The following is a 25,226-nucleotide window of genomic DNA, read 5'->3' as shown; positions in this document are numbered from 1 at the left end:
TCAGACTTTCAATTATGGTAGGAGAGAAGAAGCTACCTTTTATAAATTGCAATTTATGTAAACGCTTACTGATTTTAGATGACAGTTGAATAGTTTTAGGGGTTTAAAATTTTTTTAACAACAATGGTCAGACGTCATTCGTTATACGTTATACGACCAATAACTCGTGGGAGAAGTGGAGGATTCACATATGAAGTTCGTAATGTTTCTAGTCGGTTTACTTGTAGTGTTTGTACTAGGTTTCCTTATCAGTTCAGATCGTAAGAAAATTAAATATAAACCAATTGCACTTATGCTTGTCATTCAATTGGTACTTGCGTATTTCTTACTAAATACAAAGGTCGGATTCGTATTAGTAAAAGGGATCGCAGATGGATTTGGCGCTATTTTAAAATTTGCGGAAGCTGGGGTTAATTTCGTATTTGGTGGTCTAGCAAACGATGGACAAGCACCATTCTTCTTAACAGTATTATTACCGATTATTTTCTTAGCAGTATTAATCGGGATTCTGCAACATATTAAAGTTTTACCGATTATCATTCGTGCAGTCGGTTTCCTATTAAGTAAAGTTAACGGTTTAGGAAAACTAGAATCATATAATGCGGTAGCAGCTGCAATCGTTGGTCAAGGGGAAGTATTCATTACAGTAAAAGATCAACTAAGCAAATTACCGAAAAATCGTTTATACACACTTTGTGCATCTTCAATGTCTACAGTATCGATGTCAATCGTCGGTTCTTATATGAAAATGATTGATCCAAAATATGTAGTAACAGCACTTGTATTAAACTTATTCAGTGGATTCATTATCGTTCATATCATTAATCCATATGAAGTAAAAGAAGAAGACGATATTTTAGAATTACAAGAAGACAAGAAACAAACATTCTTTGAAATGTTAGGCGAATATATTATGCTTGGTTTCTCAATCGCTGTAACAGTAGCGGCGATGTTAATCGGTTTCGTAGCATTAATTACAGCAATTAACGGTGTATTCGATTCAATTTTCGGAATCACATTCCAAAGCATTTTAGGATATATCTTCTCACCATTAGCATTCGTAATGGGTATTCCAACATCAGAGATGCTACAAGCAGGACAAATTATGGCAACAAAATTAGTAACGAACGAATTCGTTGCAATGCTTGACCTTGGTAAAGTAGCTGGTGATTTATCAGCTCGTACAGTAGGTATTTTATCTATCTTCCTTGTATCATTTGCGAACTTCTCATCTATCGGAATTATCGCAGGTGCAACGAAGAGTATCGATGGCAAACAAGCAAACGTTGTATCATCATTCGGTTTAAAACTTGTATACGGTGCAACGTTAGTAAGTATATTATCAGCGATTATCGTTGGGGTTATGCTTTAATAAATTAAGAAAAGCAATGAGCGTAGGCTCATTGCTTTTTTTGTTTAACTTGCTTTATCCAAGTCTCTTTTAAAACGTGGTTTCTCTAAATAAGTTCCCAGTCTCCACACATATTCCACTGGCCCCATCCGGTATTTTTGGAGCCAATAGGTGCTAACGAATAATTGAATCGTATAAATTCCGATGGTTAAAAGAATACCGAAGAAATAGCCAATTTTCCCGTATAAGCCAAATCCATATGCGTAAAAAATGGTTGTTACGATAATAGATTGTGCTAAGTAATTACTAACGGACATTTTCCCTATGTTCGCCATGTATGTTAGTAGACGGGTTGCTTTTTTGTAATGGAATAATAAAATGATTGTGCTTCCGTAAAAGAAGGTCATAGTTACTGGTGTAAGGCCATCTTGTAACATAATTAAAAGCGGGTGCTTTACAAACATAGCTAAGATTTTAATTGTAAAAGAGAAGAGACCGGTGGCAAACCATATTTTTTTGACAGCATGTATATGTTTATTGACCTCAAATAGCCAGCCTTTTTTCCCTACATACATTCCGAATAGGAACAGTGGACACATAAAAATTATTGCGAAAACTGATATGAAAAATAATCCGAATGCACCGTCAATTCCCATGTAATCAAAAGGATTTTCAGTCAATCTAAAGTTGACGTGATCCATATAGCTTCCAGTTTGATGGACTTTATGTTCTTTTTCAGTATAAGGTGCAAAATCATCTATATTTGTAGATGGATCAGTTTGATAAGACATAAGTGTAATAAGTGCGAGTAGAATAATCGCCCAAATGAGCAAAGTTTTCGGTTTTCGATTGATGAACATCATTAAGAAAATCCCGATTATTCCGTATGCAAATAAAATATCGCCCTCCCAAACAAAAGTGCCGTGAATGTAGCCTAGTAGTAAAAGAATGATAATACGTCTTATGTATGTGGGGAAGAATTTTTTTCCTTTTGCGATAATACTTTTTTGTAACAAAATAATGCTAAGCCCAAATAGAAAAGAAAATAGGGATATAAAGTTATGTGTACCGAAGAATTGAATAAACCAATTAGCGCCTTTATCAAGATCGCCGAATAGATAAGTTGGTTTTTCACTGGTGAAGAACCCGAATTGAATTAATGTCATATTGACTAGTAAAATGCCAAACAAAGCGAAACCACGAATTGCATCAACAGCTTCTACACGTTGATTCATTTTTCCTCTCCTCGTATATTCGTTTTTATATTGAAAATAATACCATTTTATAGCTGGCACTATGTCAAATATGAGGAAATTTAAGGTGATTTTAAGATAGAGAGCAAACAAAAAAATCACCTTAATACATGTATTAAGGTGATTGAAATATTATTCAGCTGGAGGCGTAAATGTACGTTTCTCTAATTCAGCATCTAGCATAAACAGTGCGTTTGAATCGCTTGTAATACGTTTTAATTTTTGAATGATGCTATCGAATGAAGCTTCTTCTTCAACTTGTTCGTCAACGAACCATTTTAAGAATGTAATTGTTGCATGTTCACGCTCGTCCCAAGCGATATCAGATAAGTTATAAATACGTTTCGTTACTTCACGCTCGTGCTCAAGTGCGACTTCAAAAGCGTTTAATACAGATTCGTATTCGTTATTTGGATTATCAAATCCAGTAATAATAGCGCGCTCTCCGCGGTCATTAATATAGTTGTAAAGCTTCATTGCGTGGAAACGTTCTTCTTCAGCTTGTACAAGGAAAAAGTTAGCGAATCCATCATAGCTCTCAGATGTACAGTAAGCAGCCATTGCCATATAAGCATGGGCAGAGTAAAATTCAAAGTTCATTTGTTCATTTAATGCGTCGTGCAATTTTTTTGATAACATAAAATCCCCCTTAGTATTGTGACAAGAATATTATACCATAATTGATAATATTCTCATTTAGATACTTCGAACCTTTTCGAAAGCTTTGTGACGTGTGCGTCCATAATGTCTTGTAAGTCTAAATCATATTTTTGCGAAAGAATAATAAGGTTAGATAGTACATCGCCAAGTTCTTCTTTTAGTTCTTGTTTTAGCTCTTCTTCTGTTTTCGCATCTTCATCAGGGCGATCGCGGCCAATTTCAATAGCACGAACGACTCGTGAAACTTCCCCAACTTCCTCGGTTAAGAAATTTAAGCGAATAAAGGCATTATACTGTGACCAGCTTCGTTTTTCGTAAAATTCCTCAACCCATCTTTGAAATGCAACGATATCCATTTCTTCCTCATCTCCTCAATATGTTGTACAATGTTCATTGTATCATAACAATATATAGTTTCGGGGTGTAGGGATGAGAAAGATTTGTGTGTTTGCAGGTTCTAATTTAGGGGAGAGACCAGAATTTAAAGAGCAGGCAATTCAGTTAGGTAAAATGTTTGTTGAGAACGACTATGAGCTCGTATACGGTGGTTCATGTGTCGGATTAATGGGAGAAGTAGCAAACGAAGTTCTTCGTTTAGGTGGACGTGTAACAGGTGTTATGCCACGCGGTCTATTCCGAGGAGAAATTGTGCATACAGGATTAACAGAATTAATTGAAGTAGAGACGATGCATGAACGTAAAGCGAAAATGGCAGAGCTTGCAGATGCTTTTATTGCGCTTCCAGGCGGATACGGAACGTTTGAAGAACTATTTGAAGTTGTATGTTGGTCACAAATTGGTATACATAATAAGCCGGTTGGTTTATTAAACATAAAAGGTTTTTACGGACCAATTTTGCAAATGGTTGAACGTGCAGCGGAAGAAGGATTTATGAATCCATCAAATAAAGAATTGATCGTTTCAGCAGAGACAGCAGATAAACTAATTCATGCAATCCAAAATTATGAACGTCCTGTTTTGGGAACGAAGTGGAAGCAACTATCATAGCAAATACGGAAACACATGTCGTTTTAATTTAAGACGGCATGTGTTTTTAATTTGGTTAAATATGTTAATGTTTAGATGTAATGTTTTTGGAAAAGGAGAAAGAGATGGAGGAGTTTGTGTATTTAAGACCGGTTTTTAAAAGTATTTTAGCAGCGTCTATTCTTGTTATGCTAATTGTTTTGAGACAGAAGAAAGAGTTGATTAATGAATTTTCGCTTTGGTTTATCTCGGTATTGTGTATCGGTGTTTCCGCGATAACGTTGTTTATGTCCGGATTCATCGTTGATGAGTATAATCTAGGTGGAGGTCCACAATCGTTTTGTATGTTTATTGCGATTGGTTGTATTAGTGGTCTGAATTTCATTATTTATTACAGAAGGCAATAAAAAGAGGCATTCCGTATTACTTTGGAATGCCTTTATTATTTTGATTGCTTTGTTTTTTATACAGGTACCAGCCACCCCAGCCGCCACCAATTGCTACGACAACGAGGAAAGCATAGTCCTTAACCTCGACACGTATATTGAAAATATTAGCTATAAGTAAGAGAATCCCAACTGTTATTAACGCAAAAAATGCTCTAATTAAGTAGTCTTTCAACTGAACCACTCCCGTCATTTAAGTAGTAAATGATGAATTTGGAAAAGCAAAAGGGTGTTTCCTATATTTTAACATAGATGAGATTGTAATATATTGATAAAAGTAGGGGAGAGGGGTGTGTTAATATTGTCGTGATTTGTCGATAAGTCGATATAATTGAAAAATCGCTGATATATTGGAGGGAATCGCCGATATAATTGAAAAATCGCTGATATATTGGAGGGAATCGCCGATATAATTGAAAAATCGCTGATATATTGGAGGGAATCGCCGATATAATTGAAAAATCGCTGATATATTGGGGAGAATCGCCGATATGTTGGAAAAATCGCTGATATAAATTTCATGTACCAGCATGCGCGATCAATCTATAGAAAAAAGCGACTCTGAACGAGCCGCTTCCGCTTTAAATGATATCCAGCTCCGGTAGCTAGAATGTTCGGTGGCTTCGCTTTTTCCTGCGAGGCAAAGAGCGCCTCTACGTCAAAAGCTCCATCCCCCTCACATTCTGAGCAAGCTACCTCCGCTTTTAAGTGATATCCAGCTCCAGCGGCTAGAACAGTCGGTTGTTTCACTCCTTCATTCGAGGCAAAAAGCGCCTCGTAATCAGGAGTTCCAACACCCTCCTGTTCTGAACGAGCCGCTTCCGCTTTAAAGTAATATCCAGCTCCAGCGGCTAGAACAGTCGGTTGTTTCACTCCTTCATTCGAGGCAAAAAGCGCCTCGTAATCAGGAGTTCCAACACCCTCCTGTTCTGAACGAGCCGCTTCCGCTTTTAATTATTATTGATTCAAGAACGCACGTAGCATCCAAGCGTGTTTTTCTAGTTCTGTGTAGATGCCTAGTAGTAGGTCAGATGTCATTTCATCGTCAGAGTCTTGAGCGATTTCCATGCCTTTTTTCAGTTCGACTAGCATCATTTCGTAGTCTTTCATGATTGCTTCGACCATCCCTTCTGCAGTTTCTCCGTATGCTGCTTCTTGAATAGAAGATAGTTCTAAGTATTCTTTCATTGTTGCTACTGGTTTGCCGCCAATTGCTAAAATACGTTCTGCAATTTCATCGATGTGAGTAGCTGATTCTGTGTAAAGTTCTTCGAATTTCTCGTGTAATGTGAAGAATTGAGGTCCTTTTACGTACCAATGGAAGTTGTGAAGTTTTGTGAATAAAACGCTCCAGTCTGCTACTTGTTTGTTTAATACTTCGATTACTTGTTTGTTCATTATGATCAATCTCCTTTTGAGTTGTTATGTGATATCAATTACTAATTTATAATAATTATAATCTAGTAATCTCTATAAATCAACCCTTTTGCTGGAATTAATTTGAACAAATTATGAACTGTTGTAAATAAAAGGCCCTATTACGGTGAAGTAATAGGGCCTTTGTTTGTTAAACAGCCTTTTGTTTTTCTTCTACATCTTGCCCATCCCAGCACTCTGTATTCTTTAAGCCAGGGATAGAGTTTGCAACGAAGACAGGATCTTTTCCTTGTTTCTTTTGCTTCAAATAGTCTACTAATGCAGCATAAGCAAATTTGCTAAGGAATGAGATGGCAATTAAGTTTGTGAATACCATTAGTCCCATGAATAAATCAGCTAAACTCCAAACTGTTTTAAGAGCAGCGATTGATCCGAAGAATACCATTCCGACAACTGCAACACGATAAATCATTAACCATGTTTTACTTTCTTTAATGAATGCGATATTTGTTTCACCATAATAGTAGTTTCCTAGAAGTGAACTGAAAGCGAATAGGAAAATAATAATCGCTAAGAAAGTGCTTGCCCACGGTCCAATTTGTGAACTTAATGCGTTTTGTGTTAATTCGATACCTTCTAAATTTGATCCTTTGTAAAGTCCAGAACATAATACGATAAATGCTGTTGATGTACATACTAAGAATGTATCTACGAAAACGCCTAACGCTTGAACAAGCCCTTGTTTTACAGGGTGAGATACATCAGATGTTGCGGCTGCATTAGGAGAACTACCCATTCCTGCTTCTGTAGCGAATAAACCGCGCTGAATTCCGAACTTGATTGCTGCTCCAATACCACCAGCGATGGCTTGGTCTAAACCGAATGCACCATTAAATATTTCTATAAAAATGCTTGGTAACATACTGAAGTTGTTAATTACGACGAAAATTGCCACACCAATATAAATAATTGCCATTGGAGGAACAATCATTTCTGTAATACGTGAAATGCTTTTGATACCACCGAAAATAATAACTGCAACTAATAAAGCTAATAGAGCTCCTACAAGAGTTCGCTCTAGTCCAAAAGCATTTTCAAACGCTATTGTTACTGTATTCGCTTGCACTGAATTGAAAATTAATCCGTACGCAACTGTAATAAGAAGTGAGAACCAGACGCCCATCCAGCGTTTGTTTAACCCTTTTTCCATGTAATATGCTGGTCCACCACGGAACCTACTTCCATCTTTTACTTTATAAATTTGCGCAAGTGTACATTCTACAAAACTAGTAGCTGCTCCGATAATTGCGATAAACCACATCCAAAATATTGCGCCAGGTCCACCCATTGAAATTGCTAATGCTACACCAGCTAAGTTTCCGATACCGATACGTGCTGCTGCACTTAAGCAAAATGCTTGGAATGGTGAGATGCTATCTTTCTTTTTTTCTTTTCGATTAAACCCTTTACTAATTAAGCTGACCATCTCACTGAAATGAGTAATTTGGACAAATTTTAATTTAAAAGAGAAGTAAAGACCGAAGCCGATTAGCATTGCAATAAGAATATATGACCATAAAATATTATTCGTTACCTCAAGGAATCTGCTAAAGATATCAACCATATAATACACTTCCTTTTTTTCGTAATAAGAAAATTATATGCAAAAAATATACGAGAATCAATTTTTCTAAAAAGTTATGTTACTTAAAATGTTTTTGTGTTATGATTATGTTACATCATAATATTTTTAGAATTATTTACATTTTAAAAAACTAAATTTAAAGCGAGAAGGTGGGGCTAATTTGAAAGAAGATTCTTTATGGAAAGTAAGCCTTCAGAGTTTGAAAATGAGAAGTAATATATTTTTTATCATTACATCTTTAAGTATCTTTTTAGGGTCCACTTATTATTACAATAAAAGATTTCCAAATCACAAATATCCTGAGTGGTTAGAATTTCTAAAGTTGATTGGATGAATAAAAGGCAGAAAAACAGAAAATTAAAATAAATAAGTTATGGAGGAGCTAAAAATGAATATTAGAGAAAGTGAACTTCCAGGTATTGGTTATAAGTTTCAAATCGTTACGAAAGGTAACGAAAAGATGGTAATTGTCATTCATGATGATGGTCGTAGAGAAATGTATCATTTTGATTCAGATCATGAAGAAAGCATCTCAAGTATTTCACTACGTGACTCAGAGGCGAGACAAATCGCTGCAATATTAGGTGGAATGGTATATAAGCCTAGGGCGTTAGAAAATGTTGAGATGGTTTTTGAAGGTTTAGCGATTGAGTGGTTCAAAGTGGAGAATACAGCTCCATCAATCGGAAAAACAATTGGCGATCTTGAAATAAGAAAAACATATAGCGTAACGATAATCGCGGTTATGAAGAAGAACATGAAGAAGCTATTTAATCCAGGACCAGAAACAGTAATTGAAGAAGGAGATATGCTTGTAGTGTCAGGTGAGAGAGAAGAAATTAAAAAAATCATTAATGAATTATTTTCAAATAGGGGGGACTGATTAGATGGATACGTTAATTTTTGAAGTTGGTACAGCTTTAGTTTTAGTGGCAATTGCAGCAGTAATTGCTGGGAAATTTAAATTCTCAGTAATTCCTTTTCTAATCGTTCTTGGAATGTTAGTAGGACCGCATGCACCGACAATAGGTGTTATCGATCTCAAATTTATTGAAAGTGCAAGTGTAATTTCCTTCCTTGGACGAATTGGGGTTCTATTCCTTCTATTCTATCTAGGATTAGAATTTTCAATGAAAAAACTAATTAAATCTGGACGATCTATTGCGATTGGCGGAACGATTTATATTTTAATTAACTTTTCACTTGGTTTGTTATACGGATTTATAATGGGATTCCCATTACTAGAAATCTTAATTATTGCGGGTATTATTACGATTTCTTCTAGCGCTATCGTTGCTAAAGTGTTAGTGGACTTAAGAAGAACTGGTAATAATGAAACCGAATTAATTTTAGGAATTATTATGTTTGAAGATATATTCCTTGCTGTATATTTATCAGTTGTTTCTGGTTTAGTACTTGGGGATCACGCTTCCTTCTTAGGTGCCCTTACTTCAATTGGAATTGCTTTAGGATATATGCTTCTATTCTTTATAGTAGCTAGAAAGGCTACGCCGTTATTAAATAAATTGCTCAATATTAGCTCAGATGAAATCTTTATTATTGTAGTATTTGCTTCATTATTCTTCATTGCTGGTTTTTCAGAAACAATTCACGTTGCAGAAGCAATTGGAGCACTTCTTCTAGGATTAGTTTTCTCTGAGACAGAGCATAGTGACCGAATTGAACATCTTGTTGTTCCATTTAGAGACTTTTTCGGAGCTATTTTCTTCTTCAGCTTCGGGTTAAGTATTGATCCGTTCTCATTAGGCGGAGCGATATGGTTAACGTTAGGTGCTGTCCTTCTTACGATAATCGGTAACTTTGTAGCAGGAATGATTGCAGGAAGACAAGCTGGATTATCTCATAAAGCATCAACAAATATCGGATTAACAATCGTTTCAAGAGGAGAGTTCTCCATCATTATGGCTAATATCGGTATCGCTGGTGGTTTAATGTCAGTACTGAAACCATTCTCAGCACTATACGTGCTTATACTATCCATTTTAGGCCCACTTCTGACAAAGGAGTCGAAGAATGTATATAAATTCTTAAATAAAATCTTTAAGTGGGATATGAAGAAGAGCTGAATTTTTTAAAATCAAAGTACAAGATATTTATGAAAAAAGGGATTTATGTCGACATAGATCCCTTCTTTATTGGCATTTTTTCAAGGATGAAAGAATACGTTTAATATTTGCCATATTGTGGCATACATATAGGAAAAGGGAGTTTGGAAAGGGGAATAAAGAAAAATGGAACTCCAGTTTCAAAATGTATATCAACAGGTAGAGAATTGGTATGTGTTGGATTCGGAGCTTCCTTGGGATGTCAAAAAGCTGAGAGAGGATTTGTGTTCTCTTATTGAAGTATGTAAAACGCCCGTTATTTTTTGTGATACGTGCGATGCAAATGATGTACTTCTATCATTAGGGGAAGAGGAAGAAGAGTTCCTATTCCCAGTAGGTGGTTTTTATCATAAAGAAAAGCAATTAATTTTCGTTTGTATGTGGGAAGAGTATGAGCAAGTTCTCAAAACGCTACTGCATGAATTTCGCCATGCGATGCAGCATAAGAGAGATATATTGTATGTGGGAAGTGAACGGTACGAAGAGCGGTGGATTGAAAAAGATGCGAGGAAGTTCGCGGAGAGGAAATTGGATGAATATAAGAGTAGAAAGTTAATGTAAAGCATAGTGGAGAAATAGCGCTGTGCTTTTTATGCTTATTAAAAATAAGTATTTGACTTTTATTAAGTTTAGTTCTAAACTAATGATATGAAACGAGCGAGGTGATGAAATGAAAACAGAAGATAGACTAGGGCTACTATTATGGTTTCGTTTGTCACGCTTTTATAATAAGAGTATTCGTGAGACGAATCAGCATTTGAAAAAATGGAATATATCTGCCGCCCAGTTTGATGTGTTAGCTCAAGTTGGAGGACATAATCGTTTAACGCAGCAAGAACTTGGAAATAAGCTATTTGTTACGAAAGGAAATGTAACGCAGCTTTTAAATAAAATGGAGCAGCTTGAGTGGATTTTGCGTGAACAAGAGGGTACTACGAAATATATTTCTTTAACAGAAAAGGGAAGAGCTTTATATGAGGAAATCGTCCCACCTCAAGAAACGTTCCAAGCAGAGAAGTTTCATAATTTAAATATAGAGGAACAAAAGCAATTATTAACACTACTAAAAAAGTTACAGTAAGAAAAAATTTTAAAATAAATCTCGAATTCGAGATAGTATGAGGTGAAGGATATGTTTAGAAAAGTTGATCATAAAAATATGGGCAGAGCAAATCATGGTTGGTTAAATACACATTTTCATTTTTCTTTTGCCAATTACTATAATCCAAATAACATGAACTTCGGAGCGTTACGTGTTATTAATGATGATCTAGTAGCGGCGCAAACTGGTTTTGATATGCATCCACATCGTGATATGGAGATTATTTCTTACGTTGTAGATGGTGCTTTAACACATGAAGACAGCATGGGAAATCGCGGAACGATTGAGCGTGGACATGTTCAATATATGAGTGCTGGCACGGGTGTATTTCATAGCGAGCATAATTTAGGCGATGAAACGCTGCGTTTATTACAAATTTGGATTTTACCAGACCGTGCAGATCATAAACCAAACTATGGTGAGTTTAAATTTGATTGGAGCAAGCGTGAAAATGAATGGTTCCATATGGTATCTTCAGTAGAAGGAAATGCACCAATTCAAATTCACCAAGATGCGAATTTATATTCCTTATCATTAGAGGCTGGAAAAGAAATTCATTTTCCAGTGAAAGAAGGCCGTCAATTGTACCTTGTACAAATTGAAGGAAGCAGTGTAATCAATGGTGAAAATCTTGTTATGCGTGATGCAGCAGAAGCGGTAGAAGAAGATATTCATATTGAAGCAAAAGAGCAATCTCATTATTTAGCAATTGAATTGAAAAAACAATAAAAGGTTTATAGAAAAGAGGACATCCGATAGATGTCCTCTTTTTTTGATTGGAATTGTCTGAAAAATGTTTCTCAAAATTTTAGTAGAGGTATCGGCTGGGAAAATAAGAATTGTATAAAAGTGTCAAAAATCTTTATGGGAATGGGGAATGTTATAGTGAAAAAGCAAGTCATTTCATCAGCATTAGCGTTAACTGTTATCGCCGGGGGATTTGGAGCGTTTGGGGCAACGACAACGAAAGCGGAAGAACAAAAAATTCAATATCATCAAGAATTTAAAACACCTGCATACATAGGTGAAGAATGGAAAGCACCGGAAGGACTAGATAAAAAAGAGACAGTCTTTCAATACTTAGAGAGTAAGAAAGATATGTTTAAATTAGCAGGAAATATTGAAAAGCATTTTAATATCGTTGGGGAAGAAAAAGACGCTGAATCTGATACGACACATGTGAAGCTAGTTGAGAAACATAATAACATTCCTGTGTACGGTTCTGATCAAACTGTTACACTTGATAAAGAGAATAATGTAAAAGCATTCTTCGGACAAGTTATTCCGAATTTAGATGATAAAAATATTCCTGCAGCTGCAAGCATTACTGCGGAACAAGCAGAAACGATTGCAAAGGCAGATATTGAGAAAGAAATTGGTAAAGTAAAGAGTTATGACGGTGTGAAAAAAGATTTATTTGTATATGAAAAGGACGGTAATTACTACCTTGCATACTTAGTTAAGGCATCGATTTCAAAACCAGCTCCAGGATATTGGCATTATTTTGTTGATGCAACGAATGGAAATGTTATTGAGAAATATAACGCTGTAGATAACATTACTGGATTTGGTTACGGAGTATTAGGTGCTAGACAATCATTTGAAATTGCTCAAGATACGAAAACAGGACAATTCAACTTGTTTGATGGTAAACGAGGACAAGGTGTTCATACATTTGATGCAGAAAATATGGACGAGAACTGGTTTAATTTATTCTCACAATGGCTTGGATATACAGGAGAAGAAGTTGAAAGTAAATCTAAGTTCTTCGAAGATAAAGCTGCAGTTGATGCGCATGTAAATGCAGGAAAAGTATATGATTACTACAAAAAGACATTTAATCGTGACTCTTTCGATGATAAAGGTGCGAAGCTTATTTCAACTGTTCACGTAGGTACAGCTTGGAATAACGCAGCTTGGAATGGTGTGCAAATGATGTACGGTGATGGCGATGGAAAAACATTCATTCCATTATCTGCTGGACTTGATGTTATCGGTCACGAATTAACGCATGCTGTAACTGAACATACAGCAAACCTTGTTTACAAAAATGAGTCAGGGGCGTTAAATGAATCGTTATCTGATATTATGGGTGTTATGGTTGAGAAGAAGAGCTGGGATTTAGGTGCTGATATTTATACACCTGATAAACCTGGTGATGCGCTTCGTTCATTAAAAGATCCAGCGTCTATTCCAAACCCATTAAAACCAAGTGAAGGTTACCCAGATCACTATAGTAAACGTTATACTGGAACAGCTGATAATGGCGGCGTTCATATTAACAGTAGTATTAATAATAAAGCTGCTTATTTAGTTTCTGAAGGCGGAGATCATTACGGCGTGAAAGTAACTGGAGTGGGCCGTGAAGCGACAGAAAAAATTTACTACCGTGCGCTTACGAAATATTTAACTGCAAACTCTGACTTCAAAATGATGCGTCAAGCGGCACTTCAGTCAGCTGAAGATTTATACGGTAAAAACTCTAAAGCTGTACAAGCTGTAACGAAAGCTTATGATGCAGTAGGTGTAAAATAATAAGAGAAAAGACCTGACATCCTAGTCAGGTCTTTTCTTTATCCCGCTATCCGCAAATGATGAAATTTCCACTTTATTTAGTCGCGAATACCTAATGCGATTTTCGCCATACGTGACATACGTTCTTTCGACCACGGTGGATTCCAAACGACATTTACTTCTATTTCATTAACTTCAGGTACGTTTGTTGATAATACTTTTTTAACGTCTGATACGATTTGCCCAGCCATTGGACAACCGATAGAAGTCATAGTCATCGTAATGACAGCATTATTATTTTCATCTGCTGTAACATCATACACTAATCCAAGATTAACGATATCAACACCTAGTTCAGGGTCAATAACAGCTTCTAAATTGACAAGTAATTTATTTTCAAATGCTTCTTGTGACATAAGCAGCCCCTCCTACACTTTAATGATATCGATTCTCATTATAACGGAAATGAGCATAATGTGCAGGAAATGAGCTCAAAAAAATATCCCTCTTCGCAAGAGGGATATTTTTTGAACATCTATTCTGTTTTAAAATGAGATACGAGCTGATCTAACTCTTCAACTGTTTGTTTCATTTTTCTAGCAGTTACTGTCATTTCATTCATAACAATAACTTTCTGTTCAGCAGATTGTGCCGTTGCGGCAGTTTCGCTGGATACTTCAGTAGAGATAGAAGCGATGTTATTAAGTGAAGCATTCATTTCTTCAGCACTTGCAGCCATTTCTTCAGCAGTTGCTGATATATCTTGCATTTGAGTAGATACTTTATTTACTTGTTCCACAATTGTTGTGAAAGAAGTACCAGCTTCACGAATAACATTGATACCTTCAAATGCTTCAGAACGGCCTTGAGACATCATAGAGCTAGCAGTCTCTGTATCATTTTGAATTTGATGTAGTAATTGATTAATGTCTGTTGCAGCTGTTTTAGATTGTTCAGCAAGTTTTCGAACTTCGTCAGCTACGACAGCAAATCCTTTTCCTTGCTCGCCAGCACGAGCTGCCTCAATAGAAGCATTTAAAGCAAGTAAGTTTGTTTGCTCAGCAATATTAGAAATAGATTGTACAGCAGTATCAATATATTTCGTATGAGTGATTAGACGTTCAACCACTTCTGACGTAGCATTTACAGCTTCGTGTATTGTTGTCATTTGTGAAACAGATTTTTGAATAACGGTACTTCCATCGCTAGCATGTTCAGATGTGGCAACAGCAAGTTCCGCTACAGATGAAGCAGATTCAGCAATACGCTGAACACTTACTGCCATATCGTCCATTGCAGTTGAACTTTCTTCCATACTAGAAGTTTGTGATTGAATACTTGCATTTAAGTTGGACATCGACCTTTGGACTCTTAATGTCGCCTCACGTGATGTATTCGTTTTTTCTAGCATATTTTCAGAAGCGGTTTGTACTTCCACTGATGTTTTTTGAACACGATTAATGATATGTTGTAGGTTTTCTAACATTTTATTAAATGATGCTGCAATAGCACCGATTTCATCGTTGCTATTTACTTGTAGACGTGCCGTTAAGTCACCTTCTTCAGAGGCTAATTCTTTTAGTTTTGTATCAATTTGTTGAATTGGTTTCACAAGTTTACCAGAGAACCACCATGCAAGAATAATTGCAACGATAATACAAATAACAAGTGATAGAAAGACTGCATATTCAATTCCTAGTGAAGATTGATCAATTTGTTCAATAGATTGTTCACGTAATTTAGCTTGTTCATTACTGTAATTTGTGAAGTCACCAATTACTTTATAGACCGTTCCGTTTTCTGAAGAAGCTACTTGTAAAGCTTCTTCCCATTTTTGTTCTTTTGCAAGAGTGAATACTTTTTCTTCAACGAACTTTCTCCAAGTAGAACCTAATTCCATTGTACTTTTTACGGACGAAGAAAGATTTGGATTAGAAAGAAGTTTATCTTTTGAATCCTCAAGACGTTTACTCATCTCATTAAACTTGTCTATTTCGACTTGATCATGTTGTAGTAAATAACCTCTTAAAGCAGATAGCTGTACTTGATAAGCATCTCCACGTTCTTTCAATTCTGTTGCCAGTGGAGAAATTTCTTTTTGTAATGTTTCAGCTTTACGAGATTGGTCAATAGCAAAAAATAAAATAAAAGCTAAGGCGATGCCAAATAAAGCGCAAATCGTTCCCATCATGAACATAAGTTTTTTTCTGATACTTACAAAATTCATATAATTAAAAGCCTCCTTTGTGAAATCTTAGTATTAGAATTAATAAATGTAAAAAATTGAAAGAAAGCTTTACTCCAGTTGGAATAAAGCTTTCTTATTTCCTTTAGGAATTATAGCAGACGGAATGAGAGATAGAAAGAGATATTTTAAAGTGAAAAAGGAGAACCTGTAAAACTTTCTTTCCTATACCTTTGAGTTCGTGTCATTTTCACTTTAAGCGTTTGTTTTGAAATGAGAGACGAGAACTTCAAGTTCTTGTACGATTTTTTTCATTTCAGATGATTTGTTAGCCACGATACTCATTTTGTTTACTTGATCACCAGCTGAATGTGCTGTTTGTAATGTTTCTGCAGCAACTTCATTTGAAATAGAGGCGATATTATTTAAAGCTGCGTTCATTTCTTCAGAGCTTGCAGCCATCTCTTCAGCAGTTGCAGACATTTCTTGCATTTGCGTAGAGACTTTGTTAATGTGGTTAACAATTTCTGAGAATGAAAATCCGGCAGTACGAATAACAGTAATTCCTTCAGAAGCTTCTGCTTGACCTTGTGTCATCATGTCATTTGCTATTTTAGTATCGGCTTGAATTTGATGCAGTAAATGGTTAATGTCAGTTGCGGCTAGTTGAGATTGTTCAGCAAGTTTTCGAACTTCATCAGCAACAACAGCGAATCCTTTTCCATGTTCACCAGCACGAGCTGCTTCAATAGAAGCATTTAAAGCGAGTAAATTTGTTTGCTCGGCGATATTCGAAATAGATTGAAGTGCAGTATCGATATGATTTGTATGTGTAATGAGTCGCTCAACTACTTGTGATGTAGCGTTAACAGCTTCGTTAATTGTGTGCATTTGTGTAATAGATTTCTCAATGACTTTATTCCCATCATCTGCTTTTTCTGAAGTTGTGACAGCTAAACTAGTAACAGAAGAGGCGGACTCAGCGATACGCTGAACACTTGTTGCCATGTCATCCATTGCAGTTGAACTTTCTTCAATGCTAGAAACTTGTGAACGAATATTGTGTTCAAGAGCATTCATAGTTTCTTGGGTCCTTGCGGTATTTTCCATAGAAGCAGTCGTTTCGATAAATACATTTTCGGAAGCTTCTTTTACACTTGTTGATGTTTGTTGAACTTGTTTTATTATAAGCTGTAAGTTAGTGAGCATTTGATTAAAGGAATTTGCAATGTCACCTATTTCATCTTTACTTGTTACGTGTAATCTAGCCGTTAAATCTCCATCTTGAGAAGCTAATTCTTTTAACTTCTCATCAATTTTTCGAATTGGTTTAACGAGTTTACCAGAGAACCACCATGCTAATAAAATAGACGTTAATGTACATGTAATGAGTGAGAAGAAAATAATATATTGAATAAGTGATGAAGAAGACTCAACGTCAGCAATTAATGCGTCACGTTTCTCATTCTCTTCATTTGTATATTTATTAAAACGATCTAACAGATCATTTACATAATCTGTTTGTGCTAAAGCAATTTTGGATGCTTCGTCCCATTTTCCTTCACGAGCAAGAGGTAGTACCTCATTATCTATGACGCTACGCCATTTTCCCCCCATTAAAATAGCTTCTTTCATTCCTTCTGGGAGCTTCTTGTCACTTGTTACTTTCTCTCTAGTATCAGCTAATTTTTTCCCTTCTCGGTTGAACTTATCTAATCCTTTTTGATCATGTGATAGTAAATATTCTTGTAAACCAGCAACTTGTGCTTGGAACCAATCGCCACGTTCTTTTAAAATCGTCGCTCTTTTTGATACATCATTTTTTAACGTTTCGATTTCACTTGCTTGATTCATGGCGAATGAAAGAATAACTATAAGAGCAATGCTAAATAAAGAAGAAATGCTTAAGAGTGTGAACAGTAGTTTTTTTCGAATACTAACATATTTCATCGTTACCCCTACCCTCATTTAAACTGTTTATTATGATTTATGGATATTTAAAACGAAATTAATAAAAACATTATTATGAAGTTATTAATCTGTTCAATGAAAATTATAGCAGATAATGGAAGGAGTCAGATTGGTATTAGAAAAAGTTCTTAAAATGTATACATTTGCATATCATAAAATTCATAAATAAATATTAGAAATGCTATTGAAATTTGAAATGACATCATGTATACTTCTAATTAGTTGATAACGATTATCAGTATCAACTGAAACATTACTCTTCGTTATGTTGGTCATACCCCTTTTTGACGACGTAAGTCAGAGACGAAATGTTGAAATATCTTGTGTCCTATTCTACAGAATTATGGTAATCTCCAACCTCAACTTATATGCGTGAGCATGCAAAAAGGATCCTATCCGTGAAGGGATCCTTTTTTGCATGCTGTCGCAATTATTGTATATAGACCAGGGATACGTTCTTCGATTCCTTCCGGTGCAGCAGAAGGGAAGAGCCATCTTTGATGAGGTCCGTGTTCTTCAACTAGTTTTTCAATTTTAAAATGTTCTTCCGCGAGTGTTGTAATAATTTCTCCTAACGTCCAGCGACGGATGGTTGTTTTAGGTAGCGATTCTTTCTGTGCTTCTGTAAGAAGGATGCTATAAGCAACATCATCTTCAATTAATTCTTCATCGAAATAATTTCCACTTGCTCGAAATGATGGATGGTCTACTCCTAATAGCTTTGTATATATTGGATGGTAATCGCGAAGGATAAGTATTCCACCGGGCTTTAGTAGTTGAGAGATTGTTGTAAAAAGTGGTTTTAAATCTAGAAAGTAATGAAGTACACCAAGTTCCAGTAATACGATATCAAATGATTTGGAGAGATTTACATCTAGTACATCAGAAACGATGTAATGAATAGAGACGCCTGCGGCTTCCGCAAGTTCATTTGCATATTTTGCATTACTTGCTGAAATATCAACAACTGTTACGTCAGCTCCTAAAAGAGCGAGTGCGACAGCTTTATTTCCTTTTGAGCCGAGTAAATTAATAATACATTTTCCTTTTGGAGATTGTATGTAAGGTAAATAATGTGCTACTTCGCGCGTGGGATCTTTCATGATTTTTTTCGCATAATCAGCTGGTGCCCCGTGGCGATTCGTCCAAGCTTCATAAGCAGCTGTATTCCAGCTTTTTGCATTTATAGTGCTTAGTTGTTTTGGGTTCAATGTTATCACTCCTTTTGTGAACGTATAGTTATTCGGCAGGGGGATGGGATTTCCTTTTCTTTCTGAATAAAAGTTTGATTTTTCTGTGATTAAGTCGTACAATACTTTTTATACGTAAAAGCGTTGAAAAGGAAAAGTAGGATGAACACATTCTTTCCAGAGAGCTTCGGTAGCTGAGAAGAAGCAAGAATATTCATTTGAACAATGGCCTTTGAGCTTCGTCCTGAACTTATCAAATGATAATAGTAGGCGGCGACGAGAGTTGGTACTCGTTATCAAAACCACAGTATAAGAGCATATAGCTCCGTACTTGTTAAGGCTAATTATGTGAGTAATTGGCGAAATAAGGTGGTACCGCGACTGTTTATACAGCCCCGCCCTTATCTTTTTTAAGATAAGGGCGGGGCTTTTTATATTTAAAAGGAGGAATGTAAGATGAGTATTTTTATTGGAGGCGCTTGGCCGTATGCAAATGGTTCGTTACACCTTGGCCATATTGCGAGTTTGTTACCTGGAGATATTTTAGCGCGTTATTACAGGGCAAAAGGTGAGAATGTGCTGTATGTTTCAGGGAGTGATTGTAATGGAACACCGATTGCAATTAGAGCAAAACAAGAAGGTGTGACAGCGAAGGAAATTGCTGATAAGTATCATGAAGGGTTTGAACGATGTTTTCGTAGCCTTGGTTTTACTTATGATTGCTATACACGTACAGATAGTGAGCACCATCATGAAACGGTTCAAAATGTTTTTTTACGTTTATTAGAAGAAGGACATATTTATAAAAAAACAGTGGAACAAGCGTATTGTGAAACGTGTACGCAGTTTTTACCGGATCGTTATGTAGAAGGAATATGTCCACATTGCCATGAAGCAGCAAGAGGAGATCAATGCGATGCGTGTTCAGCTATTTTAGATCCTCTCGATTTGTTAGAGAAGAAATGTAAGTTATGTGGTAGTACGCCATCTGTAGAGGAAACAGAGCATTTCTATTTTGCATTGCATACATTTCAGCAGCAAATTAAAAGGACTGTAGAAATTGCCAAACAAACAGGGACATGGCGCGACAATGCGATTCAACTAACAGAGAGGTATGTAAAGGAAGGATTACTAGATAGGGCCGTATCACGTGATTTACCAATTGGGGTACCAATTCCAGTAGAAGGGTATGAAGATAAGAAAATTTACGTATGGATTGAAGCAGTGACAGGCTATTATTCAGCGAGTAAACATTGGGTTGAAGAAACAGGGAAAGATGATCAAGAGTTTTGGGATAGCGAAGCGAAAACATATTATGTGCACGGAAAGGATAATATTCCGTTTCATTCCGTCATTTGGCCAGCGGTATTACTTGGAATAGGGGAGGAAGCAATCCCGCGTCATATCGTTTCGAATGAATATTTAACAGTTGAAAAAAGAAAATTATCTACAAGTAAAAACTGGGCAGTATGGGTGCCTGACATATTAGAACGCTATGATCCAGATTCTATTCGTTACTTTTTAACCGTCAACGCACCAGAAAATCGCGATACTGATTTTTCATGGCGGGAATTTATTTACAGTCATAATAGTGAATTATTAGGTGCATACGGGAACTTTGTGAACCGGACATTAAAGTTTATTGAAAAATATTATGGTGGTATCGTGCCGAAAGGAAGTATTGAAGTAGAGCTGAAAGATAAAGTAGAAGGATTATATAAACAGGTAGGAGAGGCGATTGAGCAAACTAAATTTAAGGTGGCGCTAGAAACAATATTTGATACAGTACGTTTTGCAAATAAATATTTTGATGAAAAGCAGCCTTGGAAACAAAGAGAAGATGATCCAGTTTCATGTGAAGAAACGATTTATAACTGTGTGTATCTTATCGTTAATTTTGCCCATCTCCTTGAGCCATTTTTACCATTTTCAAGTGAAAGAGTTCGAAACACATTGTCGATTGTGAAACAAAATTGGGAACCGCAAAATACGTTGCCAAGTAGAATTGATAGCGTACAGCCATTATTTGAGCGAATCGATGTAAAACAAATTGAGCATGAGATAGAGAAGCTGTATGGAGCGGTAAAATGAGATAGAGAAAAAGACCTTTCAAGTAAATGAAAGGTCTTTTGTTATGCAGTATGGTTCTCTTTCTTATCTTTCAAAAAGAAAAGTACAGCAAGGATTACAAGAATAATAGCTGCAATATCATACGTTATTTTAAATGTAGTATTAAAGTTTAAGTACTCTACGAAAGGAGTTTTCACTGCTCCTGCATATATACAAACGGGAACGAGAAGTAAATCGTAAAATTTCTTTTCTTTCATATATCTTATTAGGAAGAAGATACACATAATAGCAAAAAATACGATGCTTAAAATAGTCATTTATACCTCCAGATAAATTTACTTATTTTAGTTGCAGTTATATCTTTTATATAAATTCTGTATTTTTTCAAGCGCTGTGCACGCGATTGTGTTTCCTTTCTTTCCTAGCCGTAAGCAGCTGAGGAGTGAAAATCCCAACCAATATAAAAATAATTCCAATCCACTGCATGAACGTTACGACTTCATGTACAAGTGTAATAGAAGCAATAATAGCAGTTGGTAATTCAGCTGCACCTAATATTGTACCAAGCCCTGTTCCAACCTTTGGTACACCGATTGAAAAACAAATGACAGGTACAACAACGCCGAATAATCCGAGGAAGAAAGCATATTTCCATAGGCCAGCTTGCAAAGCACCGTCTGTTAAAAAGGTTGGCGGAAAGAATAGGCATACGATAAGAGTAGCACTTGTTGTCATAAGAAAGCTTTTCGTATAAGGCGGAACATCCGTAGCGACGCGCCCGCTCGCAAAAACATAGAATGAAAAAGAGACAGCAGCTAATAGCCCAAAGATAATCCCTTTCGTAGAAAAACTTTGTCCGAGGCCTTCAAATACACCACCTGCAAACAATGTACCAGCAAATAAAATAAGGATAGATATGATCTTATCGCGGCTTGGAAATGTTCGATTTGCAATTGCTTCAATAATGACACCAATCCAAGTGAACTGAAAGAGTAGGACGACAGCGATAGATGCGGGTAGTTCTTCTACAGAAATAGCGTAAAAAATCCCAGTCATACTCATTGTTGTTCCGACGGTTAGTAATGAAAAAAATTGTTTTTTTGTTACTTTATGACGTGAAAAGAAAAGAACGAGTAGAAATAGTCCAATCCATCCGAAGACATATTGTCCCCCTAGTAGTTGATGTGCTGAAAATCCATTTATGAATCCGAGTTTGAAAATAGTTGAAAGTATGCCGTAGCTGCAAGCACCGAATAAAACGAGCAATGAATATTTAAACTTTTCCATAAAAAATCCTCCTTTTAAGTAATAAAAAACGCCCGCTATCCAAATAAGGATAACGGGCGAACGAAACAGAGTAAGACACTCTACAAAATTCCGCCACTCACACATGAAGTATGAGTTTGGGGTATGTAATTATAGTGAATGTTACATTGCTTTTGGGAATACAATGGAGCATTTTACACCTTGAGCTGTGTTTTGTATCCCGTAAGGAAACTGATGTTTATCTAATATTTGTTTCACGATATATAATCCAAGACCACTACCTTGTACTAAACCGTGTTTATCAGGGTTTGCGCGATAAAAAGGTTCAAATAAATGAGCAAGTTTATCTTCATCAATTTGTGAACCTGTATTTAATACTTCTAATGCATAACCATTTGGTTTTTCATAAAGCTTTATATATACGTGCTGATGGTCAATTGTATAATGAATTGCATTTGAAATAATGTTAAAAATAGCAGTTTGAATAAATTTAGGATCAGCTAAAATTTGTACGTCGTGTTTAATATTAGATTGTACATTTAATTGTTTTACAGATACAAAGTAATCTACTTTCTTCATAACATCCTCAATAATATTAGATAAAGAAATGACTTCTAAATTCGGTTTAAATTGAGGGTTTTGTATTTTGGATAATTCCGACATTTTTTCCGTTAATATGTTAATGTCTTGCATCATCTCGTAGGAACGTTTCAAATACTTATCTCTATCTTTATAAGCTCCAATTCCGTGAATCATGCCATCTAGTTGTCCCATAACGGCTGCGATTGGTGTTTTTAATTCATGGGACACCATAGACATAAATTCTTTACGAGATTGTTCTAATTGTTGTTCCTTCTTGAGCTCGTTTCTTAAATCTTGATTGCTTTCATGTAAATTCTTCACAATATTTGGTACTTGTGAAGCAGCTACTTGCAAATTAAAATCTGTTTGATCTGCATTTTTGTTAAGTAGCTTTTTATCTGAGAAATCAAGATTCATAATATCTTTTAAAGCATCGCTCATATATTGAAAAGGTTTGGCAATTAGTTTTGTATAAATTAAAGATCCAAGTAGTGATAATGCAAGCATTGTCGCGCCAATATGTGGAGCTAATTGCTGCAACGCATCTGCTAACTTTGGATTATCATTTGTATCATTTGTTTTACTTGCTGCATTTTGTGTATGTAAGGCATCATTATTAGCGGCTTTCTTTTCTGCTTCTGTAGGCGGATTAGAAGTGCTATTTTTCCCCGAAAGATTTTGTGTATGTTCTTTTGCCTTTACAGTTTGGCTAGGCTGCAAAAGGTGATTGATAGCTGTAGAAAGAGATTTATAATCTATAATAGAAGATTGGAAATTAGAAATGCTCTCCTCTGACACAGCTTTATTTTGCTTCGTTTTACTTCCGTCGTTTTGCTTATCTGAATCGGCCTGTTCTGTAGTCGGCGTTCCATTTTCTTTCGCAAAACGTTCTTTATCGTAGTTTGAAGCTAGAAAGTAAATAATTTGATAAAGGCAAAGTGATAAAAGAATACAAAATAATAAGGTTTTGATGAAAATATTTTTGGTGATGTTGTCTTTGCTACGATTCGATTTTGTAGCCAATGCCTTTCACCGTTTTAATATAAGGAATTCCTAATTTTTTTCTTAAGTTTTTAATATGTGTATCTATAACTCTTACATCACCATAATGTTCATAGCCCCATACCTTATTCAACAAATCACTTCTTGATAATACTTTTCCTCGATTTTGCAGTAAAGTATAAATAATTTCAAATTCTTTTGTTGTCAATTCAATTTGATTACCATGAACATAAGCTGCATATGCTGTAGAGTTTAACATCAATTCATGGAATTGTAGTATAGTTGCAGCTTCTGCTTCCTTCGTTGCTGCCCTTCTTAATACAGCCTCTACACGCTTAATAAATACAGTGTAATGGAACGGTTTCGTAATATAGTCATCAATACCTAACTCAAATCCTTTAATTTCACTTTCTTCATTATGTAAGCCTGTTAACATAATGATTGGTACATCAGATTGTCCTCGCATAATTTTACAAATACTATAGCCATCTATATCTGGTAACATTACATCGAGGAGGACAAGATCGTATGAATTTTTTTGGAAAAGAAGAATACCTTCTGTTCCAGCACCAACTACATCAACTGTAAAGTTTTGTGCCATTAGAAATTCACGAATAAGTTCTTGTATATCTGGGTTGTCTTCAATCACCAGTATATGCGTCATAGTAACACCTCCTAAATAACGCTTTTTACTGCAATATTCGAATTCATCATTTTTCGAGTGACTCAGATTGTTTATACATATAATAAGCCCCCGCTATAAAATAATCATGAAGGTAGCAAGGGGAATAGTTTAGTGTTACTGAATAGTTCAGAATTACAGTAGTTCTATTATAGTATGTATTATAAAATTTATAAAACATTATAACTGTATAATTTTAATATCTACGTTTATCAATGTTTAGATATCAGCTAATCAAATCTATTCCTATTATATATGTAAATACAGTTGTTTTGCTACTGTAAATGAATAAATAAAATAAGCCAAGACATAAAATTCTTGGCTACACATAAATCTTGTTTTTAGGCTATTTTACAGTGACAGTAGCTTGCTGCTGAACGCGCTCAAATAACCAGTGTATATCATTGTTATACATACGAATACAACCAAGTGTTGTCCATTTGCCGATTGCTTGATTATTGTTAGTTCCGTGAATCGCATAAGTTGTTCCGTAAGTTCCTGCCATATTTAATCCGAGCCAACGGTCACCAAGTGGATTACGTGGATCGCCGCCTTTAATTTTGCCTGTATAATAAGGGCGGTTTTTAATTTTATTTACGATTTGAAAAGTGCCTTTAGGTGTAGGTGTTGCAGCTTTTCCAGTAGCGACAGTAAAACTTTTTATAAATTTTCCATCCTGATAATAATCCATTTTATTTAACTGAGTGTCTACGATTAATTGATCTTTCGTTGTAGCTGCCTCTGCACTAGCGAATGGAAGAGTCAAAAATCCTAATGATAATAGTGCGCTTAATAATAATTTTTTCATTGTTATTCT

Annotated in this window: 26 protein-coding genes and 1 other annotated feature; of the genes, 10 read left to right on the top strand and 16 right to left on the bottom strand. The window is 35.6% G+C overall.

Annotated features, from left to right (window positions below; genetic code table 11):
- Positions 1-190: 190 nt before the first annotated feature.
- On the top strand, positions 191-1,372 hold the full coding sequence (locus tag MHB52_RS26110) for a NupC/NupG family nucleoside CNT transporter (protein ID WP_000673874.1): 1,182 nt from the start codon (positions 191-193) through the stop codon (positions 1,370-1,372).
- A 44-nt stretch (positions 1,373-1,416) separates the two neighbouring features.
- On the opposite strand, the gene MHB52_RS26105 is transcribed toward MHB52_RS26110, so the two are convergent.
- The 3 genes from MHB52_RS26105 to MHB52_RS26095 form a co-directional block, all read right to left on the bottom strand.
- Complete coding sequence (locus MHB52_RS26105; RefSeq protein WP_061664385.1) at positions 1,417-2,586, bottom strand: DUF418 domain-containing protein; 1,170 nt, start codon at positions 2,584-2,586, stop codon at positions 1,417-1,419.
- A 150-nt stretch (positions 2,587-2,736) separates the two neighbouring features.
- Positions 2,737-3,243 carry a ferritin gene (locus tag MHB52_RS26100; RefSeq protein ID WP_000949406.1) on the bottom strand — a complete coding sequence of 169 codons (507 nt, stop codon included), beginning with the start codon at positions 3,241-3,243 and terminating at the stop codon, positions 2,737-2,739.
- Between the two features lie 53 nt (positions 3,244-3,296).
- Entirely contained in the window at positions 3,297-3,620 is a 324-nt protein-coding gene (locus tag MHB52_RS26095; protein ID WP_000355749.1) for a MazG nucleotide pyrophosphohydrolase domain-containing protein, read from the bottom strand.
- Between the two features lie 73 nt (positions 3,621-3,693).
- On the opposite strand from MHB52_RS26095, the gene MHB52_RS26090 reads away from it, so the two are divergent.
- On the top strand, positions 3,694-4,272 hold the full coding sequence (locus MHB52_RS26090; protein ID WP_001225751.1) for an LOG family protein: 579 nt from the start codon (positions 3,694-3,696) through the stop codon (positions 4,270-4,272).
- A 104-nt stretch (positions 4,273-4,376) separates the two neighbouring features.
- Entirely contained in the window at positions 4,377-4,658 is a 282-nt protein-coding gene (locus MHB52_RS26085) for a hypothetical protein (RefSeq protein ID WP_061664384.1), read from the top strand.
- A 16-nt stretch (positions 4,659-4,674) separates the two neighbouring features.
- Here the strand turns inward: MHB52_RS26085 and MHB52_RS26080 are convergent, their stop codons facing one another.
- The 4 genes from MHB52_RS26080 to MHB52_RS26065 all read right to left on the bottom strand — a co-directional run bounded on the left by MHB52_RS26080 (position 4,675) and on the right by MHB52_RS26065 (position 7,698).
- Complete coding sequence (locus MHB52_RS26080) at positions 4,675-4,872, bottom strand: hypothetical protein (RefSeq protein WP_000656313.1); 198 nt, start codon at positions 4,870-4,872, stop codon at positions 4,675-4,677.
- A 368-nt stretch (positions 4,873-5,240) separates the two neighbouring features.
- A complete protein-coding gene (locus MHB52_RS26075; RefSeq protein WP_144575722.1) occupies positions 5,241-5,570 on the bottom strand; it encodes a hypothetical protein in 330 nt (109 codons plus the stop codon).
- An 84-nt stretch (positions 5,571-5,654) separates the two neighbouring features.
- On the bottom strand, positions 5,655-6,095 hold the full coding sequence (locus MHB52_RS26070) for a Dps family protein (RefSeq protein ID WP_001041895.1): 441 nt from the start codon (positions 6,093-6,095) through the stop codon (positions 5,655-5,657).
- Between the two features lie 169 nt (positions 6,096-6,264).
- A complete protein-coding gene (locus MHB52_RS26065; RefSeq protein WP_000227596.1) occupies positions 6,265-7,698 on the bottom strand; it encodes an alanine/glycine:cation symporter family protein in 1,434 nt (477 codons plus the stop codon).
- Positions 7,699-8,107: 409 nt separating this feature from the next.
- On the opposite strand from MHB52_RS26065, the gene MHB52_RS26060 reads away from it, so the two are divergent.
- The 6 genes from MHB52_RS26060 to MHB52_RS26035 all read left to right on the top strand — a co-directional run bounded on the left by MHB52_RS26060 (position 8,108) and on the right by MHB52_RS26035 (position 13,482).
- Entirely contained in the window at positions 8,108-8,602 is a 495-nt protein-coding gene (locus MHB52_RS26060; RefSeq protein WP_061663175.1) for a cation:proton antiporter regulatory subunit, read from the top strand.
- A gap of 4 nt (positions 8,603-8,606) precedes the next feature.
- Positions 8,607-9,806 (top strand): cation:proton antiporter, encoded by a 1,200-nt coding sequence (locus tag MHB52_RS26055; RefSeq protein ID WP_000380222.1) that lies wholly within the window; start codon positions 8,607-8,609, stop codon positions 9,804-9,806.
- A 165-nt stretch (positions 9,807-9,971) separates the two neighbouring features.
- Positions 9,972-10,406, top strand: a complete 435-nt coding sequence (locus tag MHB52_RS26050) for a DUF3920 family protein (RefSeq protein ID WP_000422797.1) — start codon at positions 9,972-9,974, stop codon at positions 10,404-10,406.
- A gap of 109 nt (positions 10,407-10,515) precedes the next feature.
- Positions 10,516-10,926, top strand: a complete 411-nt coding sequence (locus MHB52_RS26045; protein ID WP_000845467.1) for a MarR family winged helix-turn-helix transcriptional regulator — start codon at positions 10,516-10,518, stop codon at positions 10,924-10,926.
- A 51-nt stretch (positions 10,927-10,977) separates the two neighbouring features.
- A complete protein-coding gene (locus tag MHB52_RS26040) occupies positions 10,978-11,676 on the top strand; it encodes a pirin family protein (RefSeq protein WP_000488928.1) in 699 nt (232 codons plus the stop codon).
- A 156-nt stretch (positions 11,677-11,832) separates the two neighbouring features.
- The gene (locus tag MHB52_RS26035) at positions 11,833-13,482 is read left to right on the top strand and encodes a M4 family metallopeptidase (RefSeq protein ID WP_043308787.1); all 1,650 of its coding nucleotides are present in this window, start codon (positions 11,833-11,835) and stop codon (positions 13,480-13,482) included.
- A gap of 77 nt (positions 13,483-13,559) precedes the next feature.
- Here the strand turns inward: MHB52_RS26035 and MHB52_RS26030 are convergent, their stop codons facing one another.
- The 4 genes from MHB52_RS26030 to MHB52_RS26015 all read right to left on the bottom strand — a co-directional run bounded on the left by MHB52_RS26030 (position 13,560) and on the right by MHB52_RS26015 (position 18,828).
- Positions 13,560-13,877 (bottom strand): metal-sulfur cluster assembly factor, encoded by a 318-nt coding sequence (locus tag MHB52_RS26030; protein ID WP_061663176.1) that lies wholly within the window; start codon positions 13,875-13,877, stop codon positions 13,560-13,562.
- Positions 13,878-13,996: 119 nt separating this feature from the next.
- Complete coding sequence (locus tag MHB52_RS26025) at positions 13,997-15,688, bottom strand: methyl-accepting chemotaxis protein (RefSeq protein WP_061663177.1); 1,692 nt, start codon at positions 15,686-15,688, stop codon at positions 13,997-13,999.
- Between the two features lie 213 nt (positions 15,689-15,901).
- Entirely contained in the window at positions 15,902-17,596 is a 1,695-nt protein-coding gene (locus tag MHB52_RS26020; protein WP_061663178.1) for a methyl-accepting chemotaxis protein, read from the bottom strand.
- A gap of 413 nt (positions 17,597-18,009) precedes the next feature.
- Complete coding sequence (locus tag MHB52_RS26015) at positions 18,010-18,828, bottom strand: class I SAM-dependent methyltransferase (protein ID WP_061663179.1); 819 nt, start codon at positions 18,826-18,828, stop codon at positions 18,010-18,012.
- A gap of 114 nt (positions 18,829-18,942) precedes the next feature.
- Positions 18,943-19,213: a binding site (T-box leader), on the top strand.
- A gap of 50 nt (positions 19,214-19,263) precedes the next feature.
- Here MHB52_RS26015 and metG point away from each other — a divergent pair.
- On the top strand, positions 19,264-20,898 hold the full coding sequence (gene metG / locus MHB52_RS26010; protein ID WP_061663180.1) for a methionine--tRNA ligase: 1,635 nt from the start codon (positions 19,264-19,266) through the stop codon (positions 20,896-20,898).
- Between the two features lie 41 nt (positions 20,899-20,939).
- On the opposite strand, the gene MHB52_RS26005 is transcribed toward metG, so the two are convergent.
- The 5 genes from MHB52_RS26005 to MHB52_RS25985 form a co-directional block, all read right to left on the bottom strand.
- On the bottom strand, positions 20,940-21,194 hold the full coding sequence (locus tag MHB52_RS26005; protein WP_000154132.1) for a hypothetical protein: 255 nt from the start codon (positions 21,192-21,194) through the stop codon (positions 20,940-20,942).
- A 67-nt stretch (positions 21,195-21,261) separates the two neighbouring features.
- Entirely contained in the window at positions 21,262-22,164 is a 903-nt protein-coding gene (locus MHB52_RS26000; protein WP_000410483.1) for an EamA family transporter, read from the bottom strand.
- A 141-nt stretch (positions 22,165-22,305) separates the two neighbouring features.
- Positions 22,306-23,748, bottom strand: coding sequence for a sensor histidine kinase (locus MHB52_RS25995; protein ID WP_016118851.1), 1,443 nt, complete (start codon positions 23,746-23,748; stop codon positions 22,306-22,308).
- Entirely contained in the window at positions 23,726-24,391 is a 666-nt protein-coding gene (locus MHB52_RS25990; RefSeq protein WP_000148833.1) for a response regulator transcription factor, read from the bottom strand. Before MHB52_RS25990 ends, MHB52_RS25995 begins: the two co-directional genes overlap by 23 nt.
- Before the next feature lie 364 nt (positions 24,392-24,755).
- Complete coding sequence (locus MHB52_RS25985; RefSeq protein WP_000735058.1) at positions 24,756-25,217, bottom strand: L,D-transpeptidase; 462 nt, start codon at positions 25,215-25,217, stop codon at positions 24,756-24,758.
- Positions 25,218-25,226 lie beyond the last annotated feature (9 nt).

This window comes from Bacillus sp. FSL K6-0073, assembly GCF_038006085.1.
GTDB classification, from domain to species: Bacteria; Bacillota; Bacilli; order Bacillales; family Bacillaceae_G; genus Bacillus_A; species Bacillus_A cereus.
The sequence above is the reverse complement of the archived record's forward strand: the minus strand, read 5'-3'. Positions and strand labels throughout refer to the sequence as shown.